Below are 24,539 nucleotides of genomic sequence, written 5' to 3'. Positions count from 1 at the left end.
CTTCAGCCGGACTTGGTGGTGAGGCGCTTGTACTGCTGCTGAGCCAGCGCCGTCGCCAGCTTGGTGTCGGGCTGCAGGTTGCCGGTGATCGGGCCGCTCTGACGGACGGTGATCTGGGCCAGCAGATTGCCGGTGACAAACGCGGCCTGGGCAATGGCTTCGATCTCGTCGGGGACCCCGTTGGGCCCGACCCGGCGCCCGGTGCGAATGTCGGGCACGCCTGGCACGGAGTAGTTGCCGCTGAAAATGTCCTGGCTCCAAAACCCGGCCCGCAGGTCCTGCGCCTTGCGCTTCGAGCCGGTCCGGAACAGGCGGATCGTGTACTGCTTCTCGCGATCCGGGCTGAGCCGCACCGCCTGGTAGCCCTCCTTGAAGCTCGCGTTCAGCAGCAGAGCGCGGTCCTCGGCCGGTACGCCGGAAATCGTGCCGAGGAACGACTGCAGCGTGAACGGCCCACTCAGCTCCCGCGCGTCCGGGCCGTACCCGTTCGGTACGACGATGAGCCCGGCCAGCGCACTCTTCGGCGCCACCGGCTGAGCACTCGGGGCCGCGGGCGCGGCGGCGCTGTCCGCCGTACGGGTCGTTGCGGCTCCTGCATCACCACCCGCACACCCCGGCAACGCCAGCAGGGCGCACACAACCAGCACGGTCACGCCCGGCGCAGTCCGCCTCACAACTCCTCCGCCAGCTCAAGGAACTCCTCAGCCGGACCCCATCAGACGAAGGTGAACGCCAGGCAACCACCGAACAACAAGACTCACCGTGACCGGCGTGTCACCGAACACGCGCCATGGTGGTGGGTGATGGGCGCGCTAAGGCGGCCGGGCTGGGGGCCAGTCCGTTGGTTGGAGGTCCCGGCCCGGATCAGAGGTAAGTGCGCGGCTGGGCGAGGAAGTTCTAATGTGCTGAAGCTGCGGCGAGTAGATCGGCGATGCGGCGGCGGGCGGCCTTCGGACTCAGGGGCTCGCAGCCGGCGTCGAGGCAGCGACGGACGACGCGCGGGTCGTCCTTGAGGAGCAGCAATCCCCGCCGGAGCAGGGTGAACGGGGGCTTGCGGTGCTCGCGCAGGTCGCGCTGGAAGCGGCGTACGAAGGTGACGATCCGGTGGTGGCGCACGCAGATCGCCGCTGCCAGGAGGCCTCGGCTCTTGAGGTCCGCGACGATCTGGTCGGCGAAGATGCCCTCGGCAATCACCAGCGGGTGGCCGGCGGTGCTCACGCGGTGGTGCCCGACGGTGGCGTTCGCTCTGATGTCGTACGTCGGCAGCTCGGCCGAACCCGTCGTGCACAACGTCTCCAGCGCGTCGACCGCGCGGCCGGCGTCCCACGACGCCGGGTCGTCCCAGTCGACGATGCCGAGCGGTGACCGCGGCATCGCGGCGTCGTCGCCGTCGCGGTAGAAGTCGTCGAGGCGGACCACCGGCAGCCCGACCAGTTCGGCCAGATGGGACTTCCCGGTCCCGGACGGCCCGGCCAGCAGGACCACACGCGCACTCACCGGGCTATTCTGCGCCATCGGGAACGCCGCGGTAACACCAGGCGTCCGACCGGCGATGTCACCGACGACCGGAACCCGAGCCAGGCCTCCGGTCCAGCCCTCACGAGCGGACCCCGACCGGTCCGCCCCCACCCCCGACCAGCGGAGCCCGACCGGGCCTCCGCCCCCACGAGCGGAGGCCACCATGCCGAATCGGCTGACCCGCGCCGGCACGCTCGTGTACGCCCTCGTCACCGTGTTCGTCGGCGGCAAAGCGGTCTGGATGATCGGCGTGGATGTCGTCTGGGACGGCAACCGCCTGTGGGCTGCCGTGCTGCTCGAACTTGTCGCCGTGGCGACCTGTGCGCTCTTTGCGGCCGCGACGGTCAGCCGTCGACCGTTGTACGGCGACGGCGATCACTTGCTCACGCAGTACGGCTGGATTGTTCTACTGAGCCTGACCGCCTTGGCACTCTTGGTGGTGGCGGTGAGCGGCCTGGAGAACTTCGGGGTGTGGCCAATCTCGCCCGCGGTGCTGGTGCCGTTCGGGGTCAACCGGTTGGAGCGTGCGTACTTCGAAGGTGTCGAGGAGACCCGCCGGGCGGCTGCTGCCGCCCGCGCCGAGGAGCGGTAACAACCACCATGCACCCTCACCACCCCGACGAGCGGAGTCTGAACGCATGCCGAACCGGTTGACTCGCCCAGGCGCCTTCGCCTACGCCGTCGTCACCCTGCTGCTCGCGTACGAGATCGTGTGGATGAGCAGGCTCGACGGCTTCTGGACCGCCGGGCCGATTCGGGCAGGCGTGGTGGTCGCGATCGTCGGTGTCCTCGTCGTGCTGTTCGCCGCGGCGACTGTCACGCGAACGCCGGTCGTCGGTCCGGGCGACCGCCTGCTGAGCCGGATCGGCGGGCCGACGGTGATCGGTCTGACCCTGGTCGCGTTGCTTGTGGTGGCCTTCGGGGAGCTGGACAACTTCGTGATGTGGCCGACGGCGCCGGCGCTCTTTGCGCCGTTCACGGTCCGGCGGCTCGAGCAGGCGTACTTCGAAGGTGTGGACGAGCGCCGCCAGGAAGCGGCGGCCGCCCGCGCCGAGCAGCAGTAGCTCAACCAAGCCCTAACCCAATCACCCCGCCGCTCATCTGAGCGGCGGGGTGCTCCCATGTGCCTCGAACTCTTGACACACCCGCCGCGCAAACGCTTCACTCTAGTTTGAGCAACGCCCTGCTCAGATGAGCGAGTCCGACGGAACGAAGGAGCAGCTCGTGCTGGAACAGCGGAAGCGGGTGGGGGCTGCGGTACTCGCCCTCACCTTGGTGACAACGGTCGGTGGCTGCGCCGGCTGGGGTGGTGGGGCCGGCGGTGGGGGCGCCGACAGCATCAACGTGCTGATGGTGAACAACCCGCAGATGGTCGACCTGCAGAAGCTCACCGCCGACAACTTCACCAAGCGGACCGGGATCAAGGTCAACTACACCGTCCTGCCGGAGAACGACGTCCGGGACAAGATCAGCCAGGAGTTCTCCAGCCAGGCCGGCCAGTACGACGTCGCCTCGCTGAGCAACTTCGAGATCCCGATCTACGCCACCAGCAAGTGGATCGCGCCGCTGTCGGACTACATCGCCAAGGACCCGAACTTCCACCAGGACGACGTCCTGAAGCCGATGACGGAGTCGCTCAGCGGCGCCGACGGCCAGGTGTACGGCGAACCGTTCTACGGGGAGTCGTCGTTCCTCATGTACCGCAAGGACATCCTGCAGTCCAAGGGCGTCACGATGCCGGCCAAGCCGACCTGGCAGCAGGTCGCTGACATCGCGGCCAAGGTCGACAACGCCCAGCCGGGGATGCGCGGCATCTGCCTGCGCGGCCAGCCGGGCTGGGGCCAGCTGTTCGCGCCGCTGACCACGGTGGTGAACACCTTCGGCGGCACCTGGTTCACGGAGGACTGGCAGGCCAAGGTCAACGCCCCGGAGTTCACCGAGGCGACCAAGTTCTACGTCGACCTGGTCCGCAACCACGGCGAGCTCGGCGCCCCGCAGGCCGGCTTCACCGAGTGCCTGAACAACCTTGTCCAGGGCAACGTCGCGATGTGGTACGACGCGACGTCGGCCGCCGGATCGCTGGAAGCGCCGAACTCACCGGTCAAGGGCAAGATGGGCTACGCCCCGGCGCCGGTCGTGAAGACCGACAGCTCCGGCTGGCTGTACGCATGGTCCTGGAGCATCCAGGAGGCCAGCAAGAAGAAGGACAACGCCTGGAAGTTCATCTCCTGGGCGTCCAGCAAGGAGTACGAGGAGCTGGTCGGCAAGGAGCTCGGCTGGTCCCGCGTCCCGGCCGGCAAGCGCGCTTCGACGTACACCAATCCGCAGTACGTGCAGGAGGCGAGCGCGTTCGCCGAGCCGACCCGGAAGGCGATCGAGGCCGCCGACCCGCGCAACCCCGGCGTCCAGCCGCGGCCGGCGATCGGGATCCAGTTCGTCGACGTGCCCGAGTTCCCCGACCTCGGGACGCAGGTCAGCCAGGACGTCAGCTCGGCGATCGCGGGCCGGATGAGCGTCGACGAGGCCCTGAAACGCGGGCAGGAGCTCGCCGACGACGTCGCCGAGCGCTATCGCTCCCGAGAAGCGAAGTGAGGAAGCCGTCATGAGTGTCGACACCGAGGCCCGCCCCAGCGGCCGGCACGCGGCCGGGCCGCCCGGATCGCAGTCCACGATGCTGCGCAAGACCGGTGACTGGGCCCGCCGGGCACCGTTGCTGCCGGCCCTGATCTTCATGATCATCGTGACCCAGCTGCCGTTCGTGGTCACGATCATCACCTCGTTCATGGACTGGAACGCCTACTACCCCGACGAGCGCGGCTTCGCCGGGATCGACAACTTCCGTCGGGTGCTGACCGACGCGAACACGCGGCAGGCGATCCTGGTGACGATCCTGCTGACCGCTGCCGTCGTCCTGATCAGCCTGCTGCTCGGGCTCGGCATCGCGTTGCTGCTGGACCGCAGGTTCCGCGGCCGCGGCGTGGTCCGGACGATGATGATCACGCCGTTCCTCGTCGTACCGGTCGCGGCCGCGCTGCTGTGGAAGCACGCGCTCTACAACCCGGAGTACGGGCTCTTCAACGGCGTGCTGACCTGGATCTTCGGGGACAACGCGCCGCAGCCGGACTGGATCAGCAACCAGCCGCTGTGGTCGGTGATCTTCGCGCTGGTCTGGCAGTGGACGCCGTTCATGATGCTGATCCTGCTGGCCGGGCTGCAGAGCCGGCCGCTGGACGTGATCGAGGCCGCCGGCATCGACGGCGCCAGCCAGTGGGACATCTTCCGCTACATGACGCTGCCGCACCTGCGCCAGTACCTCGAGCTCAGCGCGCTGCTCGGCTCGATCTACGTCGTACAGAACTTCGACGCGGTCTTCACGATCACGTCCGGTGGACTCGGTACGGCGAACCTGCCGTACACGATCTACCAGACCTTCTACACCGCGCACGACTACGGCCGGGCCTCGGCCGCGGGCGTGATCGTGGTGATCGGCACGATCATCATCGCGACGTTCGCCCTGCGGTCGGTCTCGTCGCTGTTCAAGGAGGAGAGCCGATGAGCAACACGGTGACGATCGTGACGGGCAGGAAGAAGCGCGGCGGTGGGGTCGCGCTGAGCGGGCTGGCCTGGATCGTCGGCACGCTGTTCGTGCTGCCGGTGCTGTGGATGGCGCTGACCTCGTTCCACGCCGAGGAGGACGCGGCGAAGAACCCGCCGGCCGTCGCGGCGCCGCTGACGCTGGACGGCTACCGGTCGTTCTTCGACAGCGGCCCGTGGCCGTCGATCGCGAACTCGCTGACCGCGAGCATCCTGTCCACGGTCCTGGTCATCCTGCTGGCCTTCCCGGCGGCGTACGCGCTGTCGATCAAGCCGGTGAAGAAGTGGACCGACGTGATGTTCTTCTTCCTGTCCACCAAGATGCTGCCGGTGGTGGCCGGGCTGCTGCCGATCTACCTGTTCGCCCAGTTCACCGGGCTGCTGGACAACATCTGGTTGCTGATCGTGCTCTACACGTCGATGAACCTGCCGATCGCGGTCTGGATGCTGCGCAGTTTCCTGGCCGAGGTGCCGGTCGAGATCCTCGAGGCGGCCTCGGTGGACGGCGCGGGGCTGGTCCGGACGTTGCGCTCCGTGGTCGCTCCGGTGGTGACGCCGGGGATCGCGTCGGCGGCGCTGATCTGCTTCATCTTCAGCTGGAACGAGCTGCTCTTCGCCCGGGTCCTGACAGGTACGGTGGCCCAGACCGCACCGGTGTTCCTGACCGGCTTCGTCACCAGCCAGGGGCTGTTCCTGGCCAAGGTCTGCGCGGCCTCGCTGGTGGTGTCGCTGCCCGTCCTGATCGCCGGCTTCGCCGCCCAGGACAAGCTGGTCCAGGGCCTGTCGCTGGGAGCCGTCAAGTGACCTTGCAGAAGCTCAGTTCCGCCGTACTGTCGTCGCTCGACCCGCAGGTGGGCGTGCCGGCCTACGACCGTACGGCGGTCAGCCCGGGCATCGTCCACTTCGGGGTCGGCGGGTTCCACCGGGCGCACCAGGCGATGTACCTGGACCGTTTGATGGGCGAGGGCAAGGCGTTGGACTGGGGGATCTGCGGCGTCGGCGTGCTGCCGCAGGACCGGCGGATGGCCGACGTGATGGCGGCCCAGGACTGCCTCTACACGCTGGTGGTGAAGTACCCGGACGGCACGCTCGAGCCGCGGGTGATCGGCTCGATCGTGGAGTACCTGTTCGCGCCGGACGACCCGGAGGCGGTGCTGGCCCGGATGACCGACCCGGCGACGCGGATCGTGTCGCTGACGATCACCGAGGGCGGGTACCACGTCAACCAGGTGACCGGCGAGCTGGACGCGTCCGACCCCGGCCTGGCCGCCGACCTGGAGCCGGGAGCGGTTCCTGGTACGGCGTTCGGGCTGGTGATCGAGGCGCTGGCCCGGCGCCGGGCGGCGGGCACGAAGCCGTTCACGGTGATGTCCTGCGACAACATCCCGGGCAACGGGCACGTCGCGAAGAAGATGCTGACCGCCTTCGCCCGGCTCCGGGACGCCGAACTGGCGGACTGGATCGAGGCCGAGGTGCGGTTCCCGAACTGCATGGTCGACCGGATCACGCCGGTCACCGCCGACGCGGACCGGGAGGCGCTGGCCGAGCGGTTCGGGGTGGAGGACGGCTGGCCGGTGGTGTGCGAGCCGTTCACGCAGTGGGTGCTGGAGGACGACTTCGGCGGCGTGCGGCCGCCGTACGAGGACGTCGGGGTGCAGGTCGTCGAGGACGTCGAGCCGTACGAGCTGATGAAGCTGCGGCTGCTCAACGCGAGTCACCAGGCGCTGTGCTACCTCGGGTACCTGGCCGGCTACCGGTACGCGCACGAGGTGTGCCAGGACAAGCTGTTCGTCGACTTCCTGCTCGGCTACATGACCGAGGAGGGCCAGCCGACGCTGCCCGCCGTACCGGGGGTGGACCTGGAGCAGTACAAGCACCAGCTGATCGAGCGGTTCGCCAACCCCGAGGTGCGGGACACCCTGGCCCGGCTGTGCGCGGAGAGCTCGGACCGGATCCCGAAGTGGCTGGTGCCGGTGATCCGCGAGCAGTTGGCCGCCGGACGTGGTGTCGAGCGGTCCGCGCTGGTGGTGGCCTCCTGGGCCCGGTACGCCGAGGGCGTGGACGAGCAGGGTGAGCCGATCGAGGTGGTCGACCGGCTGCGCGAAAAGCTGGTGGAGCGCGCCCAGCACAACCAGGAGGACCCACTGGTGTTCATCTCCGACCGGGACCTGTTCGGCGACCTCGTGGACGACGAGCGGTTCGTGACGGCGTACAAGGCGTCGCTTGCGTCGCTGCACGAGCGTGGCGCCCGCGCGACGCTGGAGGACCTGGCCCGATGAGCGGGGAGGGGGTCGAGAGCTGGCGGGGGGAGGACGACGAGCTGCTCGCGGACGTCGCCCGGCGGTACTACCTGGACAACACCTCCAAGGTGGAGATCGCCAAGCAGCTCGGCCTCAGCCGCTTCAAGGTCGCCCGGTTGCTGGAGGGCGCCCGGGAGCGGGGGATCGTCCAGATCCAGATCAAGAGCCCTTCGCCGGTCGACCGCGGCCTGTCCGAGGAGCTGGCGGCGGTGCTGGGCATCCCGCGCTGCGTGGCGACCACGGCGACCGGGTCGGCCGAGCAGGTCCGGGCGCAGGTCGCGGAGGCTGCTGCTCGGACGGTGATGCCGCTGGTCCGGGCGGGGGACCTGCTGGGGCTGACGTGGAGCCGGGCGGTCGACGCGATGGTCGACCACTTCGACGCGTTGCCGTCGTGCACGGTGATCCAGATGGCGGGCTCGCTGCACTCCCCGGCCGGTGGCGGTACGACGGTCGACCTGGCCCGTCGTGCGGCCGAGCTGGCCGGCGGTACGGCGTACGCGGTGCACGCGCCGCTGGTGGTGGACGACGTCGCCGCGGTGACCGCGCTGCGCCGCCAGCCGGGGATCGCCGACACCCTGGCGATGGCCGACGGCCTGGACATCTCCGTCGTCGCGATCGGCGCCTGGCGGGCCGGCTGTTCCACAGTGTGGGACGCGGTGTCGGAGTCGGTCCGCGACGAAGGCGTCGCCGGAGGCGCTGTGGCCGAGGTGAGTGGGCATCTGCTGGACGTGGACGGCAAACTGGTCGAGTCACCGCTGGAGCAGATGATCATCGCGGTGTCGATCGACCAGTTGCGCCGCCCAGCCGAGCGGGTCGCACTGGCGGCCGGCGCGCACCGGGCTCCCGCGGTGATCGCAGCGGTCCGGTCGGGACTGGTCAGCACCCTGGTGACGACCACAGACTTGGCCCGCGAAGTCCTGCGCCTACTTGCCGCCGCCGAGAGGAACCCTGTCTGATGACACAGCCGAAACTGGTCGCCGGTGTCGACTGCTCCACCCAGGCCACCAAGGTCGTGGTCTGCGACGCCGAGACCGGGGAGGTGCTGCGCGAGGGCCGGGCGCCGCACCCCGACGCCACCCAGGTGGACCCCGCCGAGTGGCTCAAGGCCTACCAGATCGCGTCGGAGGGGTTGCTGGACGACGTACAGGCTCTGTCCGTCGGTGGCCAGCAGCACGGGATGGTGCTGCTCGACGGCTCTGGTGCTGTGGTCCACCCGGCGGTGCTGTGGAACGACACCAGCTCGGCCGACGCCACTGTGGAACTGGTCGCCGAGCTGGGCGGTGCTGAGGCGTGGGCCGAGGCGATCGGCTCGCTGCCGGTGCCGAGCTTCACGGTGACCAAGCTGCGCTGGGTACAGTCGGCTGCCCCCGAGGCTGCGGCGCGTGCTGCAGCGGTTGCTTTGCCGCACGACTGGTTGACGCACCAGCTCGCTGCTGGACGCAACGGCATCGAGGACCTCACGACCGACCGTGGCGACGCGTCCGGGACTGGCTGGTGGTCCCCGGCGACCAACTCGTACCGGCCCGACCTGGTTGAGCGTGCCTTCGGCCGGTCGCTGGCACTACCGCGGGTTGCTGGGCCCCGGGAGATCGTTGGCGAGACCGCTTCTGGTGCGGTGATCGCTGCCGGGACCGGTGACAACATGGCGGCCGCTCTGGGCCTGGACCTCCAGCCCGGGGACGTCGCTGTGTCGCTGGGGACCTCTGGAACCGCCTTCGCGACCAGTACGACGCCGACTGCTGACCCGAGCGGGTTTGTCGCCGGGTTCGCGGACGCGACCGGGGGCTACCTGCCGTTGGTGTGCACACTGAACGCCGCACGCGTCATGTCGGCCACGGCCACGTTGCTGGGGATGGAGCTGGCCGAGCTGGACGAAGCGGCGCTGAACTCGCCCGGGAGCAACGGACTGGTCCTGCTGCCGTACCTGGATGGCGAGCGCACGCCGGATCTGCCGCACTCCACCGGTCTGGTCTACGGGCTGACCCGCGCGACCATGCAGCCCGCGACAATGGCCCGTGCGGCGGTCGAGGGCATGCTGTGCGGCCTGGCCGACGCGGTCGACGCACTGCGGGCCCAGGGGCTGCCGGTAGAGCGCGTGCTCCTGCTGGGCGGCGCGGCGCGCTCCCGCGCCGTACAGGCTCTTGCTCCTGCGTTGCTGGGGGCACCGGTCGTGCTGCCCGAGCCCGGCGAGTACGTCGCGCTGGGCGCGGCCCGCCAGGCCGCGTGGGCGCTGTCGGGCGCCGACACCCCGCCCACCTGGTCCGTTGCCGTAGGCAAGCCCGAGTCCTCGATCCTGAGCGACTCGGAGGCTGCCGAGGTGCGCGCCCGTTACGCCGCCGTCCTCCAGGGAACCCGCCCGCTCCTCACCCAGCCCTAGGGAACGTCCACACCGGCCGGGCCGTCCGACTCCCGACCAACCGGTGAGGACCGATGACCAGCAAGAAGACGCAAGCAACCCGCCGGGCGAAAGCCGCCCGGCGGGCCAAGCGCGTCGCCGCCCGCACCTTCCGCGAGGAACGTAGCCGCCGCCGCTGGCATTGGGACCTGGACGGCCTGATCACTCTGGCGTTCGCGGTCGCTGTCCTGGCCTTCGGAGTCTGGGTGGGCAGCGACACCTACCTGCTCCAGCACCGCGGCGAGGTGGTCCCGGCCACGGTGCTCGACATCGGCTCTGGCAAGCACCCCAAGATCGAGGTCCGCTACACCACCCAAGCCGGCCAGACCGTCGAAGACAGCACGGGAAACTACGACCAGGCCACCGCCGGGTCCACGATCGACGTGGTCTACGACTCCCGGCACCCCACCAGGATGCAGGCCGCCGACTACGGCTTCGACTACGTGCTCCCAAGCCTCACCGGCGCACTCGGCGCGGGCCTGCTGGCCTACGCCAGCACGCAGTTCTACCGCCGGGGCAAGCACTCGTGACCAAGTGGAAGCGCCGGTACGAAGGCGCTGCGATGGTCAGGTCCCATCTTCTTCGGGGTGGCCGCCGTGGTGATGCTGGGAATCGGAGCGGTGCGGCTGCCCGGCTGACTGCAGCTTCGTGCACGGGCTGTAACGAAAGGGCCCTGGGCAACGATAAGGCGGTGAGGCGCGGTCGCGCCGTTCGTTCTTGGGGGTCTTCATGCGTACGTCGTTCCGCCGCGTCCTGCCCGCGGTGCTCTCGCTCGGGCTGGTCGCGTTCGTGCTGCCGGCCGCCACCGCGGCCGCTTCGGCGGTGGCCGAGCCGTCGGTGACGGTCCTCAGCCCGGCCGCCGACAGCACAGTGCCGCTCGGCGACCTGGCGGTGCGGATGGCCGTCGACCTCGGCGGTGAGTCCAGCGGACGGGTCGACGTCACGCTCGGGTACTACGTGTCCGGTGCGGTCGACATCCCGGCCGGGTCGTGTGCCGACGGGTGCGAGGTGACCGTCCCGCTGCGCTTCGGCGAGTGGAACACGCCGCGGCCCGGGGGCGGGTCGGCGCTGCTCTCCGCGAAGCTGACGACGGCCGGCGGCGTGGTCACCTACGGGGGCGGGACCCTGTACCTCAGCGGTCCGACGGCGATCTCGGACGTCAAGTACCTCCGCGCCGGTGAGCTGTTCGACGGCGGCGTCGCGGACGCGACCGGTACGTTCCGGGTCAGCGTGGACTACCCGCCCGGCGACGCGGTCGCCGAGCTCCGGCTGATCGACAGCGGTGGCGTGACCCGGACGACCACCTCGGCGCCGTTCAGCATCAGCCGCGGGCTGAGCAAGGACGCGCTGTTCGACCTGGACCTGTCGGGCCTCGCCGACGGGCTGTACCAGGTCGAGACCAAGGCCCGGGGGACCGATGGCTTCTACGGCCAGGGCCGCACTTCGTCGCTCCGCGTCACCCACGCCAACCCGGCGGGCTTCGCCGCGCGCGACGAGTGGATGATCGCCGGCGCGGCGCCGTACGGCAGCGCGCTGACCGTCCAGGGGCCGCTGCTCAGCGGAAGCCGGCCGGCCACGGTGAAGCTGACGGTCAACGGTGCCGAGCGGCAGGTCGTGGTGACGCCGGGCTGGTCGACGAACAACTGGCAGCAACCAACCGCGCGTCAGTCGGTCAGCGTCTCGATGCAGGGTGCCGAGCTGCCGATCGGGACGCACCAGACCGAGTTCACCCTGTACGACCAGGCCGGCCGCATGATCGGCGAGCCGGCGAAGCAGTCGGTGGTCGTGTCGGACTTCAGCGGCAAGGCCGTCGCGCCGACGCTGGTTGTCGGGCGGAAGTCGACGGTGACCCTGTCGGCCGACGGGCCGGTCGGGTACCCGCTGACGACCTGCTACGTCGAACTGACCGCGCCGAAGCCGATGGACACGGTCCCGATGGGCCAGCTCTGTGCCTCCGGCACGTTGCGCGCGACCGCCCCGGTGACCCCGAAGGCGTCGGGTGCGAGCTACCTGAGCCTCTCGCTCGACACCGGCGTGGGCTACTACAAGGTGATCAGCCAGCCCGTCCAGGTGTACGCGGCCCGGCGGGCGGTCGTCAGTGCGCCGGCCACGCCGTACGGCGCCCGCGGTACGGCGAAGGTGACCGTGCAGGACAACCACACCACCGGAGCGTGGACCGCGGCTCCGGCGGGTGTCACCGTCACGCTTCAGCGTCAGGTCGTCGGCAGTACGGCGTGGGCGACCGTCGGCTCGGTGAAGACCGTTGCCGGCGGCATCGCTTCGATCCCGTTCACCAGTGGGGTCAACGGCAGCTTCCGCGCCGTGCTGGCGTCGTCGGTACCGGCTGAAACCGTCGTTTCGCCTTCGATCGCGGCGGTTTCCTACGCGACCGTGGTCTGGCGCAGCGTGCCGACCTCGGCGACGCGCGGCAAGGCGGTCACCTATCAGGTCGCCGCGTCGCCGTACGACGCCGGAGCCGTCGCGCACCTGCAGGTCCGCAAGCCCGGGTCGACGACGTGGACGATCGTGCGCAGTGTCGCCGTACCGACCAGCACCGTGACGTCGCTCGGCTACGCGTTCCCGACGGCCGGAAGTTGGGGCGTGCGGGTGCTGCGCGCCGCGACCACGCAGCACGCCGCCGGCCTGTCCGGCGCGGCGACGGTGAAGGTCAGCTAGCCAAGCGGGCTGGCTGGCCGGCTCAGGTGTTCGCCGCTGTGCGGATGTGGTCCGCCAGGGCATCCGTCGCTCGTCGGGAGGGTGGGCGACGGGTGCCGTGGGCGAGCAGGTGGCGGCGCAGGGACCAGGGATCGGTGAGTGGGCAGACGTCGAGGTCCGGGTGGGGAGCGACGGCTTTGCGTGGGGTGATGGCCAGACCGGCGCCTGCGGCTGCCAGTGGGATCAGCGTGTGCAGGTCGGGGACGAGCGTGCGGTAGCGCGGGACCGGTGCGTTGGCCGGGAGGTGCCGGTCGATCCACTGGCGTAGGGACGAGTCGAGGGACAGGCCGACCATCGGGTGCTCGGCGGCCTCGCGGTACGTCATGCCGGTGCGGCCGCTGAGGATGCCGCCGGCCTGGCCGATCACCACCAGGTGGTCCTCGCTAAGCGGTTCGAGCCGGAGGTCGGTGTCTTCGGCCTCGTCGTGCAGGACGATGCCGAGGTCGGCCTCGCCTTCCGCCAGCATGCGAAGGCTTTCCGGGGTCCGGTGCTCCGACACGGCGACGTCGTACTCCGGGAAGGCACGCAGGTACGACGTCAGCGCGAGCGGGACGATGCGGTGCATCCCGGAAGCACCAGCGACGAGTACGACGGGCCTGCGCGGCGCGGCGGTGTAGCTCGCGATCGCGCTGTCGAGGCGGATGGTCTCGGCGAGCACCGCCTCCGCGTGTCGGACCAAGGTGCTGCCGGCGGGCGTCGGGCGGATACCCCTGCGTTCGCGGATCAACAGAGGCAGACCGGCCTGCGCCTCGAGCGCGCGGACCCGGGCGCTGGCCGACGGAAGGCTCAGGTGCATCCGCCGGGCGCCTGCGGTGATGGACCCTTCGGTGACGACGTGGACGAAGAGCCGGAGGTCCTCCAGGTCGTAGCGCATGGGGTCAGCCTATGTCCTGGGCAGAGGCTGGCTGCGGTAATCGCGCATTGTGCTGGCCACCAACCAGACGGATCCTCGACACATGGACGAGGCCGTGGCGCGAGTAGCGCTGTCGTACGAGGCGTGCCAGCTCGCGGAAACCGCCGGTGCGGCTGTTCCGACGGCTGTCGACGAGCTCGCCGCCGCCTGTGCGGTCCTTCGAGCCACTGACCGGTACGTCGATGCGGTAGTTGCCGTCGCCCGGTCGAGAGGTGAGAGCTGGCCACGGATCGCTGCTGCTCTGGGCCGTTCGGAAGAGAGCATCCGGTGGAGGAAGCGGCCTGCCGACGACTGGTGGCGGGCTCACCTCCTGCAGGATCCGGAGGAAGCCGCGGTCGATCTCGACGACTGGGTCGGGCGGCATCTCGACCGCGACGCGGGCCCGGCGCCGGTCTCCGGGGTGCTGCGGCCCGTTTGATCAGACTCCCTTGCGGCTACCAGAGGACCGGAAGGGAGTACGACGATGAACGAGCAGGCGCAGGTTCCGCTGGTGAAGCTGGGCGACACCGATCTGGTGCTCGCGGACCCGGCCGACGACATCCGTGGCCGGACGGTCGTGGACGCCGCGGGGGAGAAGGTCGGCAAGGTGGACGGGCTGTTCCTCGACCACGACGAGGCGAAGGTCCGGCTGCTCGAGGTCGTCGACGGTGGGTTCCTCGGCCTCGGCAAGGAGTCCCGGCTGGTCCCGGTCGAACTGGTGCGGTCGGTGACGGAGGACGAGGTGACGATCGACCGTGACGAGCAGACGGTGATCGGTGCCCCAGGCTACGACCCGGAGCTGACCGACGCCCCGGACTACTTCGACACCCTGTACCAGTACTACGAGATCGGCCCGTTCTGGGCGCCTGGCGCGATCTACCGCCGGCCGCCGTACCGCCCGTAGACACAGAGCTTCGGCCCGCCGCGTGGCATGGAATCCGCGGCGGGCCGAAGTATGTCCCAGTCAAGCAGACGATCAGTCGATCAGCCCGCGGACGATCGTCGTCATCCGGTCGACCGGGATGGCGAAGCCGATGCCGATGTTGCCCGACCGGCTGGAGTTGCCGAGGGTGGCGATCGCGGTGTTCACGCCGACCACCTGACCGGCGGCGTTGACCAGCGGGCCGCCCGAGTTCCCCGGGTTGATCGCCGCGTCGGTCTGGATCGCCGTCTGCCGCGCACCGCTGTCGCCGAATCGCGCCTGCCGGTTGACCGCGCTGACGATCCCCGCCGTCACGGTCCCTTCGAGCCCCAGCGGCGACCCGACGGCGAGCACCGGGTCGCCGACCTTCAGCTCCGAGGACCGGCCGAGCGGGAGCGACCGCAGTCCCGAGCTCGACGCGTTCCCGGACACCAGCAGTACCGCCAGGTCGTTGTCCGCGTCCACGCCGATGATCTTGGTGTCCAGCGTCCGCCCGTTCGACAGCACGATCGAGACGTCGCGGGCGCCTTCCACCACGTGCGCGTTCGTCACCACGTGGCCTTCGGAGTCGATCGCGAAGCCCGAGCCGGTGGCCCGCCCGGCCCGGACCGACACCACCCCGGGCAGCACGCTCTCGGCCGCCGACGCGATCGACGGACCGCCGCCACCGGCCGCCGACGGAGCCGATGCCTGCGGCAACTGTGCGGTCGCGGCCGGCGGGCTGTCGTCGCCCCACCCGCCGGTGACCGCACCGGCCAGCCCGCCGGCCAGGACCGACAGCGCGATCCCGGCGGCGAGCGTGCGGCCGGTACGGCGTACCGGCTTGTCCGTCACCCCGGCCTCAGGTGCCACAACCGGAGAGGGGGGAGCCGGCGGGGCGGGGGCCGGGGTGACGGGGAACGGGAAGGCCGCTTGCTGCTCCGGTGGCGGCGGAGCGGCCGGTGGGGGACCGGGCTGGTAGTGCGGCCCGCGGAAGGGGTGACCCAGATGAGGACTCACAAGTGCTCCTTGGTGCTCACGGGAGCCGCGAGAACCACAGCAGCGACGCCAGCCCGGCCAGCAGCGCCGCGGCCAGGGCGATTCCCGCCACCAGGTTGGTGATCTCGCGTGGCTCGGTGGTCCAGCCGATGGACGACTGGAGGTCGGAGTACACGTCGCGCAGTTCCTCGTCGCTCTCGGCGGCGTAGAAGGAACCGCTGGTGGCCTCGGCCAGTCCCTGCAGGGACTCGGCGTCGGCGGGGACCGGGATGGACCGGCCTTCGAGGTCGATCGTGCCTTCGGGCGTGCCGTAGGCGATCGTCGAGACCGGTACGCCGGCCTGCGTCGCCTCCTGCGCGGCCTCGTCGATCGGCCGTCCGGCGGTGTTGCCGCCGTCGGACAGCAGCACGATCCGCGCCGGCGGCAGGTCCTCGGCGGCCTGGCTGTCCAGCGACCGGACCGCTTGCAGGCTGGTCAGGACGGCCTCGCCGATCGCCGTGCTGTCGGTCAGCGTGAGCTGCTCGATCGCGTCGACGGTGGCCTGGTGGTTGGTGCTCGGGGGCGCGACCACGGTCGCGGTCCGGGCGAACGAGACCAGACCGACGTTGAACTGTTCGGGCAGTTCGCGGACGAACTGCGTCGCGGCCTCCTTGGCGACGCTGAACCGGTCCGGCGCGACATCGGTCGCGGCCATCGAGTTGCTGATGTCCATCGCGACCACGACCGTCGCGCGTTCACGCGGAACCCGGACGTCGGTGACCGGGCGGGCGATCGCGATGGTCAGCACGACGATCGCGGCCAGGAACGCGAACGCCGGGGCGTGGCGTCGCCAGCCGGGCCGCTTGGGGGCGACCTTGTCCAGCATCGGCAGGGTGGCGAAGCGTACGGCGTACTGGCTGCGGCGGCGTTGGGCGATCACGTACGCGACCACCAGGGCGGCCGCGACCAGCAGCAGCCACAGCCACAGGGGTTGCTCGAATCTCATCGGATACCGGTCCTCCCTCGAGGGGTTCGGCGGGCGGCGGCCCGCTTGCGGGCGGAGGCGAACGCGGCGACGTCCCGGACCCAGTCGGTGTCGGTCCGCAGGACGAGGTGCGCCGCTCCCGAGGCCCGGATGGCTTGGGCGGTGCGCTCGCGGTGCTGCTCCATCGCGTCGGCGTACCGCCGCCGCAGTTTCTTGCTGGACGTCTGCACTTCCCGCCGCCGGCCCGTCTCGGGGTCGACCACGGTGAGCAGTCCGACCTCCGGCAGCTCCAGCTCCCGGGGGTCCAGCACCTCGACCGCGATCACCTCGTGCCGAGCGCTCAATCTCCTGAGTGCGTCTCCCCAATCACTGGTGTGAAAGTCGGAGACGACTACTCGGAGACCTGGTCTGGGGTGCTCTCGGTTGAGGCGGGTGATGGCGGTGGCGAGATCCGTCTCCGGGTGCTCGCCTGGTGTTGCTCTGGGCAACGACAGTAGGGTGCGGAAGGTGCGACGCAGCGCCGCCGACCCGCCAACAGCAGGAATGCGACGGACTTGGTTGCCCACGGCCACTCGGACACCGAGGGTGTTGCCGGGGCGGTCGGCCAGCAGACCGACCGCGCCGACAACGGCGATCGCGAGGTCACGCTTCTCGCTCAGCGCCGTACCGAAGTCCATGCTGGCCGACGCGTCGATCAGCGCCCAGGTCTCCAGCTCGCGCTCGGCGAGCGGCGCCCGGACGTGCGGTTCGAGCGAACGGGCCGTCACGTTCCAGTCCATTCGCCGTACGTCGTCCTGCCCGGCCTGGTACGGCCGCGCCTCGTTCGGCTCGCTGCCCGGACCGCTGAGCAGGCCCGTGATCTCGCCGCGCAGGAAGCCTTCCAGCTTCCGCTTCACGGAGAGTTCGAGCGAGCGCAACGCCCGCTCGCGCCCCGCCAACAGATCGGGGCCTGTCATGCCGCGGTTCCACCGCTGGCGTCGAAGCCCTGTACGGCGTTGATTCCGGGACCGTCGTCAGCCGGTACGACGTGCGGCTGCTCGACCGCGTGCAGCACCCGCGACACCACTGCCCGGGGATCGACCCCGTCGGCGAGCGCGTCGAAGGTCAGCACCAGCCGGTGCGCCATCACGTCGTGCGCGACGTCGTACACGTCGGCCGGAAGCACGTAGTCGCGGCCCCGCAGCAAGGCGAGCGCGCGCCCGGCGGCGACCAGTCCGAGCGTCGCCCGCGGGCTCACCCCGAACTCCAGCACGCCGCCGAGATCGTTGATCCCGTACTGTTGCGGCTCCCGCGTCGCGTGCACCAGCCGTACGACGTACTCGGCGACCGCGTTGTGCACGAAGACGTCTTCCGTTGCCTCCTGCAACTCACGCACCATCTCCGGCGTCAGGACGGCGTTCGCGTGCGGCCGGTGCGAACTCATCCGCTGCAGGATCGTGAGCTCCTCCATCGGGGTCGGGTAGTCGACGGTGATCTTCAGCAGGAACCGGTCCCGCTGCGCCTCGGGCAGCGCGTAGACGCCCTCGGACTCGATCGGGTTCTGCGTCGCCAGCACCAGGAACGGCTCCGGCAACGGGTAGCTCACCCCGCCGATGCTGACCTGCTGCTCGGCCATCGCCTCCAGCAACGCCGACTGCACCTTCGCCGGTGCCCGGTTGATCTCGTCGGCGAGCACCAGGTGGGCGAAGATCGGGCCGAGCTCGGTGTCGAACCCCTCCGCCGACGGCCGCCAGATCCGGGTCCCGACGATGTCACCGGGGACCAGGTCGGGCGTGAACTGCAGCCGGGCGAACCGGCCGCCGATCACCTCCGCCAGGGTCCGTACGGCGAGCGTCTTGGCGACGCCGGGGACCCCTTCGAGCAGGCAGTGACCGCGGGCCAGCAGGCCCACCATCATCCGCTCGACCAGCTGGTCCTGGCCGACGACGACCCGCTTCACCTCGAAGAGGGCGCGTTCGAGTACTGCGGTCATGCGTTGCCCTGGGGGTCGGCCTGGCTCTGGCTCTGCTCGGGCTGACTCTGCTCGGGCTGGGCCTGTCCGCTCTTCTCGGGGCAGTCGCGGCCGTCGCGCGGCTGGGCCTGACCCTCGGTGCCCGGTGACGGGGTGGTCGCGCCGTCCTCGACGGTCACGTACCCCTGCGACGGGACCGGGTCGCTGCCGGCGGCGTACGCGAACCCGCCGACGCCGAGGGCCGCGACGGCGACCGCACTACCGAGCAGGACACGCTTTCCGGGGAAGTTCATCTGTGACTCCTTTGATCGGATCGTGCGACCAATTCATCACCCGGCTGCGAAAACGACCGGAAAGCCGAGCGAAAGGCGACCGAAAGCGCATCCCGGAGCACGCCGCGATCGCCGTTACCTTTGGCATGTGCGACTACTGGTGGTGGAGGACGAGGAAGGCCTGGTCAGCGCGCTGCGCTCGGGACTCGGCCGGGCCGGCTATGCCGTCGACACGGCGCTGACCGGCGCCGAGGCGGTCGAGAAGCTCGCCACGACGGCGTACGACCTGGCGATCCTGGACATCACGCTGCCCGACACCAACGGGCTCGACCTGTGCCGGGCAGTACGGCGGGGCGAGATCGAGGTCGCGTCGGGGCGCGAGCTGCGGGTGCTGATGCTGACCGCGCGGGCGTCGCTGGCCGACCGGGTCCGCGGGCTGGACGAGGGTGCGGACGACTACCTGACCAAGCCGTTCGCGCTGGTCGAGCTGCTGGCCCGGATCCGCGCGCTGCTGCGGCGGGACGTGACGAACGGGTCGACCCAGTTGCACGTCGGCGACCTCGTCCTGGACTCGGCGCGGCACCTGGCGACGCGGGCCGGACGTGAGCTGCCGCTGACGCTGAAGGAGTTCGGCGTACTGCGGTACCTGATGTCGCGGCCCGGGCACGTCGTGTCGGCGGAGGAACTGCTCGAGCACGTGTGGGACGAGAACGCCGATCCGTTCACGCAGAGCGTCCGCGTGACGGTCGGGACGCTGCGGCGCAAGCTCACCCAGGAGGGCGAGGACCCCTTGCTGGAAACGGTGATCGGCCGGGGCTACCGGCTGAGAGGTGAGACATGAGGATCTTCCCGAGCGGGTTGACGTCCAGGCTGCCCGGGTGGGCGCAGACGATTCGCTTCCGGCTCACGCTGACGTACTCCGCCGTACTGATCGCGTTGTCGGCGTTGCTGCTGGGTGGTCTGTACTTCGCGTTGTCGGCGTACCTGGATCCGAAGCCGCTCGACCCGATCACGGTCAAGAAGGTCACCTACGAGCACAACGGCGAGATCAAGCTCAAGCCCGGGTACATCATCCAGGCCGCGGAGATCTCCAGCATCCAGTCGGCGGTCAACTACCAGACCCTGCAGACGCTGCGGAACTACTCGGCGGCGGGCATGGGCGTGCTGTTCCTGGTGAGTCTCGGCACCGGCTGGTGGTTGTCGGGTCGCGCGTTGCGTCCGGTGCGCGCGATCACGGCGACCGCGCAGGACATCTCCGCGACCGACCTGTCCCGGCGGATCGCGCTGACGGGTCCGCGGGACGAGCTGCGCAACCTGGCCGACACCGTCGACGACATGCTGGTCCGGCTCGAGTCGGCGTTCGTCGCGCAGCGCCAGCTGGTCGACGACGCGTCGCACGAGCTGCGCAATCCCTTGGCGGTGATCCAGGCCAACGTCGACGCCGTACTGGCGCACGACGACACCCCGCCGGAGGACCGGGCGCAGGCGACCGCGATCGTTTCCCGGGCGATCCAGCGGATGACGCGGCTCGTGGAGGATCTGCTCGCTTCGGCCCGACGTTCGTCGCCGGCCTTCGTCGACGCGGACGTGGACCTGGCCGGCATCGCGGGTGAGGCCGCCGAGGAGTACGCACTGCTGGCCGCCGATCGGGAGATCCGTCTCGTACGCCGACTGGCTCCCGGCCCGATCGCCGCCGGCGACGCTTCGGCTTTGCGGCGAGCGGTCGACAATTTGTTGTCGAACGCCGTCCGCCTCGCCCGAGGCGGGAGCGAGTTGGTCCTCGCTGTCGGAAGCCGCAACGGCTGGGCCTGGATCGCCGTCCGCGACGAGGGTCCGGGTATCGCCGAGGAAGACGCCGACCGAGTCTTCGACCGCTTCTTCCGCTCCGGCCAGCGCCAGGCTCCTGCCACCGTCCCCTCAACCGGCCAACGCCGAGCCGGGCTCGGTCTCGCCATCGTCCGCCAGATCGCCGAGTCCCACGGGGGCACGGTGTCCTTGTACTCGGAGATCGGCGTCGGCAGCACTTTCGTCGTGTGGCTGCCGGAGCGCTCGCTGACGAGCGACACCCGCCGCACGCCGACACCTCCGGCTGACGAGGATCCGCTCGGGCCACGTTCCTGACCTGTGGGTTGCTAGGTTCGGGGGATGCCTGCTCTGACTGTGGATGATGCGCGTGGCCGGGCCGCGGTGGTGGAGGTCCGGGGGTATCAGCTGGACTTCGACTTCACCGGTGGGGACGAGACGTTTCGGGCGGTGTCGACCGTGTGGTTCGCGGCGCGGGCCGGGGCGACATGGGTGGATGTGAAGGCTCGTGAGGTGGTGTCCGCCAGGCTCAACGGCGTACCGGTTGATGTGGGGCTGGTGGAGGACGGGCGCCTGCCGCTGACGAATCTCGCGGCGGAGAACGAGCTGGTTGTCGACGCGGTGATGGCGTACGCGCACGACGGCGAGGGCATGCAGCGGTCGGTGGATGCGGCTGACGGGCGGGTCTACCTGTACGGGATGTCGTCGCTGGAGTCGGCGCCGCGGTACTTCGCGTGCTTCGACCAGCCCGACCTCAAGGCGCCGTACCGGATCACCGCGACCGTCCCGCCGGACTGGATCGTGCTCGGCAACGGACCGGCGCAGCAGATCACGCCAGGCCGGTGGACGATCGCCGAGACCAAGCCGCTGTCGACGTACTTCGTCACGCTGGTCGCCGGGCCGTACCACCTGATCCGTTCCGAGTACGACGGGATCCCGCTCGGCCTCGGCTGCCGCCAGTCGCTCGCGCCGTACCTGGAACGCGACGCCGAGGACCTCTTCACGGTGACCGGCCAGGCCTTCGACGAGTACCACCGGCTGTTCGGCTACCGGTACCCGTTCGGCGAGTACCACCAGGTCTTCGTGCCCGACTTCAACCTCGGCGCGATGGAGAACCCGGGCTGCGTGACGGTCGACGACAAACTGGTCTTCCGGTCCAACGTCACCGACGCCGAGCGCAGCACCCGCGCCCGGATCCTGGTGCACGAGCTGGCGCACATGTGGTTCGGCGACCTGGTGACGATGAAGTGGTGGAACGACCTGTGGCTCAACGAGTCGTTCGCGGAGTACATGGCGCACCGCGTCTCGCACGACGTCACCGACCACCGCGGGCACTGGGAGGACTTCGGCTACGTCCGCAAGTGGTGGGGCCTGCAGGCCGACCAGCGCTCGTCGACGCACCCGGTCGCGTCCGATCCGGTCAAGGACGCCCGCGAGACGCTCGAGGACTTCGACGGGATCTCGTACGCCAAGGGCGCGGCGGTGCTGAAGCAACTCGCGGCGTACCTGGGTGACGAGGTGTTCCTGCGCGGCGTGAACGCGCACCTGGCCGCGCACGAGTACGGCAACGCGGACCTGCCGGAGTTCGTCGCGAAGCTGACCGAGGCGGGCGCTGTCGGGCTCGCGGAGTGGTCGGCTCAGTGGCTCCGGACGTCCGGGCTGGACACGATCAGCGTCACCCGTACGACGGACGGCGTGGTCCTGCGCCGTTCCAGGCCGGACGACGCCGAGCGCCCGCATCGCCTGAGGGTCGGCGCGTACGACGACGCCGGCCGGCCCACGTCGGTCGACGTACTGCTGGACGCGGACGAGGTCCCGGTCGCGCTCGACCCGGCGGCCGCGCTCGTCGTACCGGACGCCGGCGACGACACCTGGGCGAAGATCCGGCTCGACGCGGCCGGCCTCGAGGCGCTGCCGAAGGTACTTCCGCTGATTTCCGACGGCATCACGCGCGCTGTGATCTGGAACAGCATCCGCGACTCCGTCGCCGACGGTGACCTGGATCCCCAGCAGGCGTTGGAGATTCTGGTCGCGGCGCTGCCCGCCGAGAACAGCGACATCGCGGTCGGATCGTTGCTGCGGTGGGCCGAGGACAGCCTGCTCGGCCGGGCACTTCCGTACGAGCCGTTCCGCGCGCAGCTCGCGGACGCGTTGACCGATCGCCTGGTGACCTGCCCGCCCGGCAGCAGCCTGCAGCTGGCGATCGCGCGGGGCATGATCGCCACGACGAGCGACGCCGAGCTTCTCCGGGCCTGGCTCGGTGCAGCGGAAACAGCCGGTCTGGTGATCGACGCCGATCTCCGCTGGGCGCTGACCCTGCAGCTGGTCCGCCTCGGTGCCTTCGGCGCCGACGAGATCGACGCCGAACTCGCCCGCGATCACTCGACCGAAGGCACGATCCAGGCCGCCAGGTGCCGCGCCGCGTTGCCGGACGGCAAGGAAGCCGCCTGGAACCGGGTGATGACCGATCCGACGGTCGGCGTCAACGAGCTGTACGCGCTCTGCGCCGGCTTCTGGCACCCGTCCCAGGCCGAGCTCACCGCGCCGTACGTCGACCGGTACTTCGCCGAGATCGCCGGGACTGCGAAAATCCGCGCGGGGATCGCGGTCGGGCTGACCGCGGGCCGGATCTTCCCGCGCTACGCGGTGTCCGGGAACGTCGTCGACCAGGCGGAGTCGCTGATCGCTGACGACGTGGTCCCGGCCGGCATCCGGCGCGCCGTCGCCGACGCGACCGACGATCTGCGGCGCGCGGTGGGCGCCCGCACCCTGTGGACGAAGACCTCGCGGTGACCGGCGATCCGGCTTAGTCTGTGAAGCCTTCGCCCAGCAGAGGAGCCGTCATGCGCCGGTTCGTTGCCAGTGTTGTCGCAGTGCTCGTTGCCGCCCTGATCGGTTCTTCGCTCACCCCGGCGGTGGCCTCGGCCGCTGTCCTGGACGACGTCGCCGCGAAGCTCGCGACGATCCCGGGCCTGCGGATCGAGAGCAGCACCGTGATCAGCGGCAAGCCGTTCTTCGTGCTGCGCTACACGCAGCCGGCTGACCACAAGAAGCCGAACGGGGAGAAGTTCGAGCAACGCATCACGTTGTGGCACCGCGACTTCGCGCGGCCGACGGTCCTGCACACCACCGGGTACGGCGGGGTCGGCGGCGCGTTCACGTCCGAGCCGACCCGGCTCGTCGACGGCAACCAGCTGAACGTGGAGCAGCGCTTCTTCAACTCCTCGACTCCTGCCAGCCAGGACTGGTCGAAGCTGAACATCTGGCAGGCCGCGACCGATCACCACCGGATCGTCCAGGCCTTCAAGAAGGCCCTGTACGGCGGCAAGTGGGTGTCGACCGGCGCCTCGAAGGGCGGGATGACGTCGGTCTACCACCGCCGGTTCTACCCGAACGACGTCGACGCCACCGTCGCGTACGTCGCGCCGCAGGACGTGGTCAACAAGCGGGATTCGTACATCTCCTTCATCCAGGAAGCCGGGACCGATCCGCAGTGCAACCTGGCCCTGCGCAACATGCAGCGCAACACGCTGCTGCGGCGGCCCGCGATGCTGGCGAAGCTCAAGGAGTACGCCGCCGCGAACGGGCTCACCTACGAGAGCACCTTCGGATCGGCGGACCGGGCGCTGGAGGCCGCCGTACTGGACACGCCGTTCGCCTTCTGGCAGTACAGCACGCAGGCGAGCTGTCCCGACGTCCCCGGTACCGCGGCCGCGACGGACCAGCAGCTGTTCGACTTCATCGACCAGATCTCCGGCTGGGCGTTCTACTCCGACGAGGGCACGGCCGGTTTCCTGCCGTACTACTTCCAGGCGACCCAGCAGCTGAACTGGCCGGACGTCGCGAGCAAGACGACGTGGCTGAAGGGCCTTCTGCACTACCGCGAGGCCGGTGACGCGCCGGCCGCCGTACCGGACAGCATCGAGCCGCGGCACGAGCCGTTCGCGATGCTCGACGTCAATCTCTGGGTGAAGACGCAGGCACGGCGGATGCTGTTCGTGTACGGCGAGAACGACCCGTGGAGCGCGGAGAAGTTCGCGCCGGGGCCGGGCACGCGGGACTCGCACTGGTACACGCAGCCGGCCGGCAACCACGGCTCGAACATCGGCGGCCTGCCCGACGCCCAGCGGGCGGAGGCGACGACGATCCTGCAGCAGTGGATGGGGGTCGCGGCCCAGCCGGCGATCCAGCAGACGACGGTCGACCCGGGCGCCCGGCAGTTCAAGGCGCGCTGA

At 70.1% G+C, this 24,539-nt stretch carries 24 protein-coding genes; 16 read left to right on the top strand and 8 right to left on the bottom strand.

Features of this window, described 5'->3' with window-relative positions:
• Positions 1-2: 2 nt before the first annotated feature.
• Both ABD235_RS16885 and ABD235_RS16880 read right to left on the bottom strand, forming a co-directional pair.
• Positions 3-674: a hypothetical protein gene (locus tag ABD235_RS16885; protein WP_344175096.1), complete on the bottom strand. Its 672-nt coding sequence runs from the start codon at positions 672-674 to the stop codon at positions 3-5.
• 223 nt (positions 675-897) lie between these two features.
• Entirely contained in the window at positions 898-1,497 is a 600-nt protein-coding gene (locus ABD235_RS16880; protein ID WP_344175095.1) for a uridine kinase family protein, read from the bottom strand.
• A 184-nt stretch (positions 1,498-1,681) separates the two neighbouring features.
• On the opposite strand from ABD235_RS16880, the gene ABD235_RS16875 reads away from it, so the two are divergent.
• The 10 genes from ABD235_RS16875 (at position 1,682) to ABD235_RS16830 (ending at position 12,483) form a co-directional block, all read left to right on the top strand.
• Positions 1,682-2,110, top strand: a complete 429-nt coding sequence (locus ABD235_RS16875; protein ID WP_344175094.1) for a hypothetical protein — start codon at positions 1,682-1,684, stop codon at positions 2,108-2,110.
• A gap of 46 nt (positions 2,111-2,156) precedes the next feature.
• Complete coding sequence (locus ABD235_RS16870) at positions 2,157-2,582, top strand: hypothetical protein (protein ID WP_344175093.1); 426 nt, start codon at positions 2,157-2,159, stop codon at positions 2,580-2,582.
• A 127-nt stretch (positions 2,583-2,709) separates the two neighbouring features.
• The gene (locus tag ABD235_RS16865) at positions 2,710-4,110 is read left to right on the top strand and encodes an ABC transporter substrate-binding protein (RefSeq protein ID WP_344175092.1); all 1,401 of its coding nucleotides are present in this window, start codon (positions 2,710-2,712) and stop codon (positions 4,108-4,110) included.
• Between the two features lie 10 nt (positions 4,111-4,120).
• Positions 4,121-5,074, top strand: coding sequence for a carbohydrate ABC transporter permease (locus ABD235_RS16860; RefSeq protein ID WP_344175091.1), 954 nt, complete (start codon positions 4,121-4,123; stop codon positions 5,072-5,074).
• Positions 5,071-5,916, top strand: coding sequence for a carbohydrate ABC transporter permease (locus ABD235_RS16855; protein ID WP_344175090.1), 846 nt, complete (start codon positions 5,071-5,073; stop codon positions 5,914-5,916). The genes ABD235_RS16860 and ABD235_RS16855 overlap by 4 nt, the downstream gene beginning before the upstream one ends.
• A complete protein-coding gene (locus ABD235_RS16850) occupies positions 5,913-7,391 on the top strand; it encodes a mannitol dehydrogenase family protein (RefSeq protein ID WP_344175089.1) in 1,479 nt (492 codons plus the stop codon). Before ABD235_RS16855 ends, ABD235_RS16850 begins: the two co-directional genes overlap by 4 nt.
• The gene (locus tag ABD235_RS16845) at positions 7,388-8,368 is read left to right on the top strand and encodes a sugar-binding transcriptional regulator (protein ID WP_344175088.1); all 981 of its coding nucleotides are present in this window, start codon (positions 7,388-7,390) and stop codon (positions 8,366-8,368) included. The genes ABD235_RS16850 and ABD235_RS16845 overlap by 4 nt, the downstream gene beginning before the upstream one ends.
• On the top strand, positions 8,368-9,789 hold the full coding sequence (xylB, locus tag ABD235_RS16840) for a xylulokinase (RefSeq protein ID WP_344175087.1): 1,422 nt from the start codon (positions 8,368-8,370) through the stop codon (positions 9,787-9,789). Before ABD235_RS16845 ends, xylB begins: the two co-directional genes overlap by 1 nt.
• 53 nt (positions 9,790-9,842) lie before the next feature.
• Positions 9,843-10,337: a DUF3592 domain-containing protein gene (locus ABD235_RS16835; protein WP_344175086.1), complete on the top strand. Its 495-nt coding sequence runs from the start codon at positions 9,843-9,845 to the stop codon at positions 10,335-10,337.
• A gap of 199 nt (positions 10,338-10,536) precedes the next feature.
• A complete protein-coding gene (locus tag ABD235_RS16830; RefSeq protein ID WP_344175085.1) occupies positions 10,537-12,483 on the top strand; it encodes a hypothetical protein in 1,947 nt (648 codons plus the stop codon).
• Between the two features lie 22 nt (positions 12,484-12,505).
• Here ABD235_RS16830 and ABD235_RS16825 read toward each other — a convergent pair whose 3' ends face one another.
• Positions 12,506-13,396, bottom strand: a complete 891-nt coding sequence (locus ABD235_RS16825) for a LysR family transcriptional regulator (protein WP_344175084.1) — start codon at positions 13,394-13,396, stop codon at positions 12,506-12,508.
• Between the two features lie 82 nt (positions 13,397-13,478).
• Here ABD235_RS16825 and ABD235_RS16820 point away from each other — a divergent pair, with 82 nt between their 5' ends.
• Positions 13,479-13,853 (top strand): hypothetical protein, encoded by a 375-nt coding sequence (locus ABD235_RS16820; RefSeq protein ID WP_344175083.1) that lies wholly within the window; start codon positions 13,479-13,481, stop codon positions 13,851-13,853.
• Positions 13,854-13,898: 45 nt separating this feature from the next.
• Positions 13,899-14,318 carry a PRC-barrel domain-containing protein gene (locus ABD235_RS16815; RefSeq protein ID WP_344175082.1) on the top strand — a complete coding sequence of 140 codons (420 nt, stop codon included), beginning with the start codon at positions 13,899-13,901 and terminating at the stop codon, positions 14,316-14,318.
• A gap of 72 nt (positions 14,319-14,390) precedes the next feature.
• Here ABD235_RS16815 and ABD235_RS16810 read toward each other — a convergent pair whose 3' ends face one another.
• The 5 genes from ABD235_RS16810 to ABD235_RS16790 all read right to left on the bottom strand — a co-directional run bounded on the left by ABD235_RS16810 (position 14,391) and on the right by ABD235_RS16790 (position 18,522).
• Complete coding sequence (locus ABD235_RS16810; protein ID WP_344175081.1) at positions 14,391-15,170, bottom strand: S1C family serine protease; 780 nt, start codon at positions 15,168-15,170, stop codon at positions 14,391-14,393.
• Between the two features lie 181 nt (positions 15,171-15,351).
• Positions 15,352-16,299 carry a VWA domain-containing protein gene (locus tag ABD235_RS16805; protein WP_344175080.1) on the bottom strand — a complete coding sequence of 316 codons (948 nt, stop codon included), beginning with the start codon at positions 16,297-16,299 and terminating at the stop codon, positions 15,352-15,354.
• Entirely contained in the window at positions 16,296-17,234 is a 939-nt protein-coding gene (locus ABD235_RS16800; RefSeq protein ID WP_344175079.1) for a DUF58 domain-containing protein, read from the bottom strand. The genes ABD235_RS16805 and ABD235_RS16800 overlap by 4 nt, the downstream gene beginning before the upstream one ends.
• The gene (locus tag ABD235_RS16795; RefSeq protein WP_344175078.1) at positions 17,231-18,250 is read right to left on the bottom strand and encodes an AAA family ATPase; all 1,020 of its coding nucleotides are present in this window, start codon (positions 18,248-18,250) and stop codon (positions 17,231-17,233) included. The genes ABD235_RS16800 and ABD235_RS16795 overlap by 4 nt, the downstream gene beginning before the upstream one ends.
• Positions 18,247-18,522, bottom strand: coding sequence for a hypothetical protein (locus tag ABD235_RS16790; protein ID WP_344175076.1), 276 nt, complete (start codon positions 18,520-18,522; stop codon positions 18,247-18,249). The genes ABD235_RS16795 and ABD235_RS16790 overlap by 4 nt, the downstream gene beginning before the upstream one ends.
• A gap of 127 nt (positions 18,523-18,649) precedes the next feature.
• Between ABD235_RS16790 and ABD235_RS16785 the strand changes: the two genes are divergently transcribed.
• Genes ABD235_RS16785 through ABD235_RS16770 form a run of 4 tightly spaced genes read left to right on the top strand, consistent with a single transcriptional unit; the run spans position 18,650 to position 24,539 of the window.
• Positions 18,650-19,342 carry a response regulator gene (locus tag ABD235_RS16785; RefSeq protein ID WP_184803563.1) on the top strand — a complete coding sequence of 231 codons (693 nt, stop codon included), beginning with the start codon at positions 18,650-18,652 and terminating at the stop codon, positions 19,340-19,342.
• The gene (locus ABD235_RS16780; protein WP_344175073.1) at positions 19,339-20,622 is read left to right on the top strand and encodes a sensor histidine kinase; all 1,284 of its coding nucleotides are present in this window, start codon (positions 19,339-19,341) and stop codon (positions 20,620-20,622) included. Before ABD235_RS16785 ends, ABD235_RS16780 begins: the two co-directional genes overlap by 4 nt.
• A 24-nt stretch (positions 20,623-20,646) precedes the next feature.
• Entirely contained in the window at positions 20,647-23,097 is a 2,451-nt protein-coding gene (pepN, locus tag ABD235_RS16775) for an aminopeptidase N (RefSeq protein WP_344175072.1), read from the top strand.
• 50 nt (positions 23,098-23,147) lie between these two features.
• Positions 23,148-24,539: a S28 family serine protease gene (locus ABD235_RS16770; protein WP_344175071.1), complete on the top strand. Its 1,392-nt coding sequence runs from the start codon at positions 23,148-23,150 to the stop codon at positions 24,537-24,539.

The organism is Kribbella lupini (assembly GCF_039529595.1).
GTDB classification, from domain to species: Bacteria; Actinomycetota; Actinomycetes; order Propionibacteriales; family Kribbellaceae; genus Kribbella; species Kribbella lupini.
Note: the sequence above shows the minus strand (reverse complement) of the source record. Positions and strands in the feature narration are given on the sequence as shown.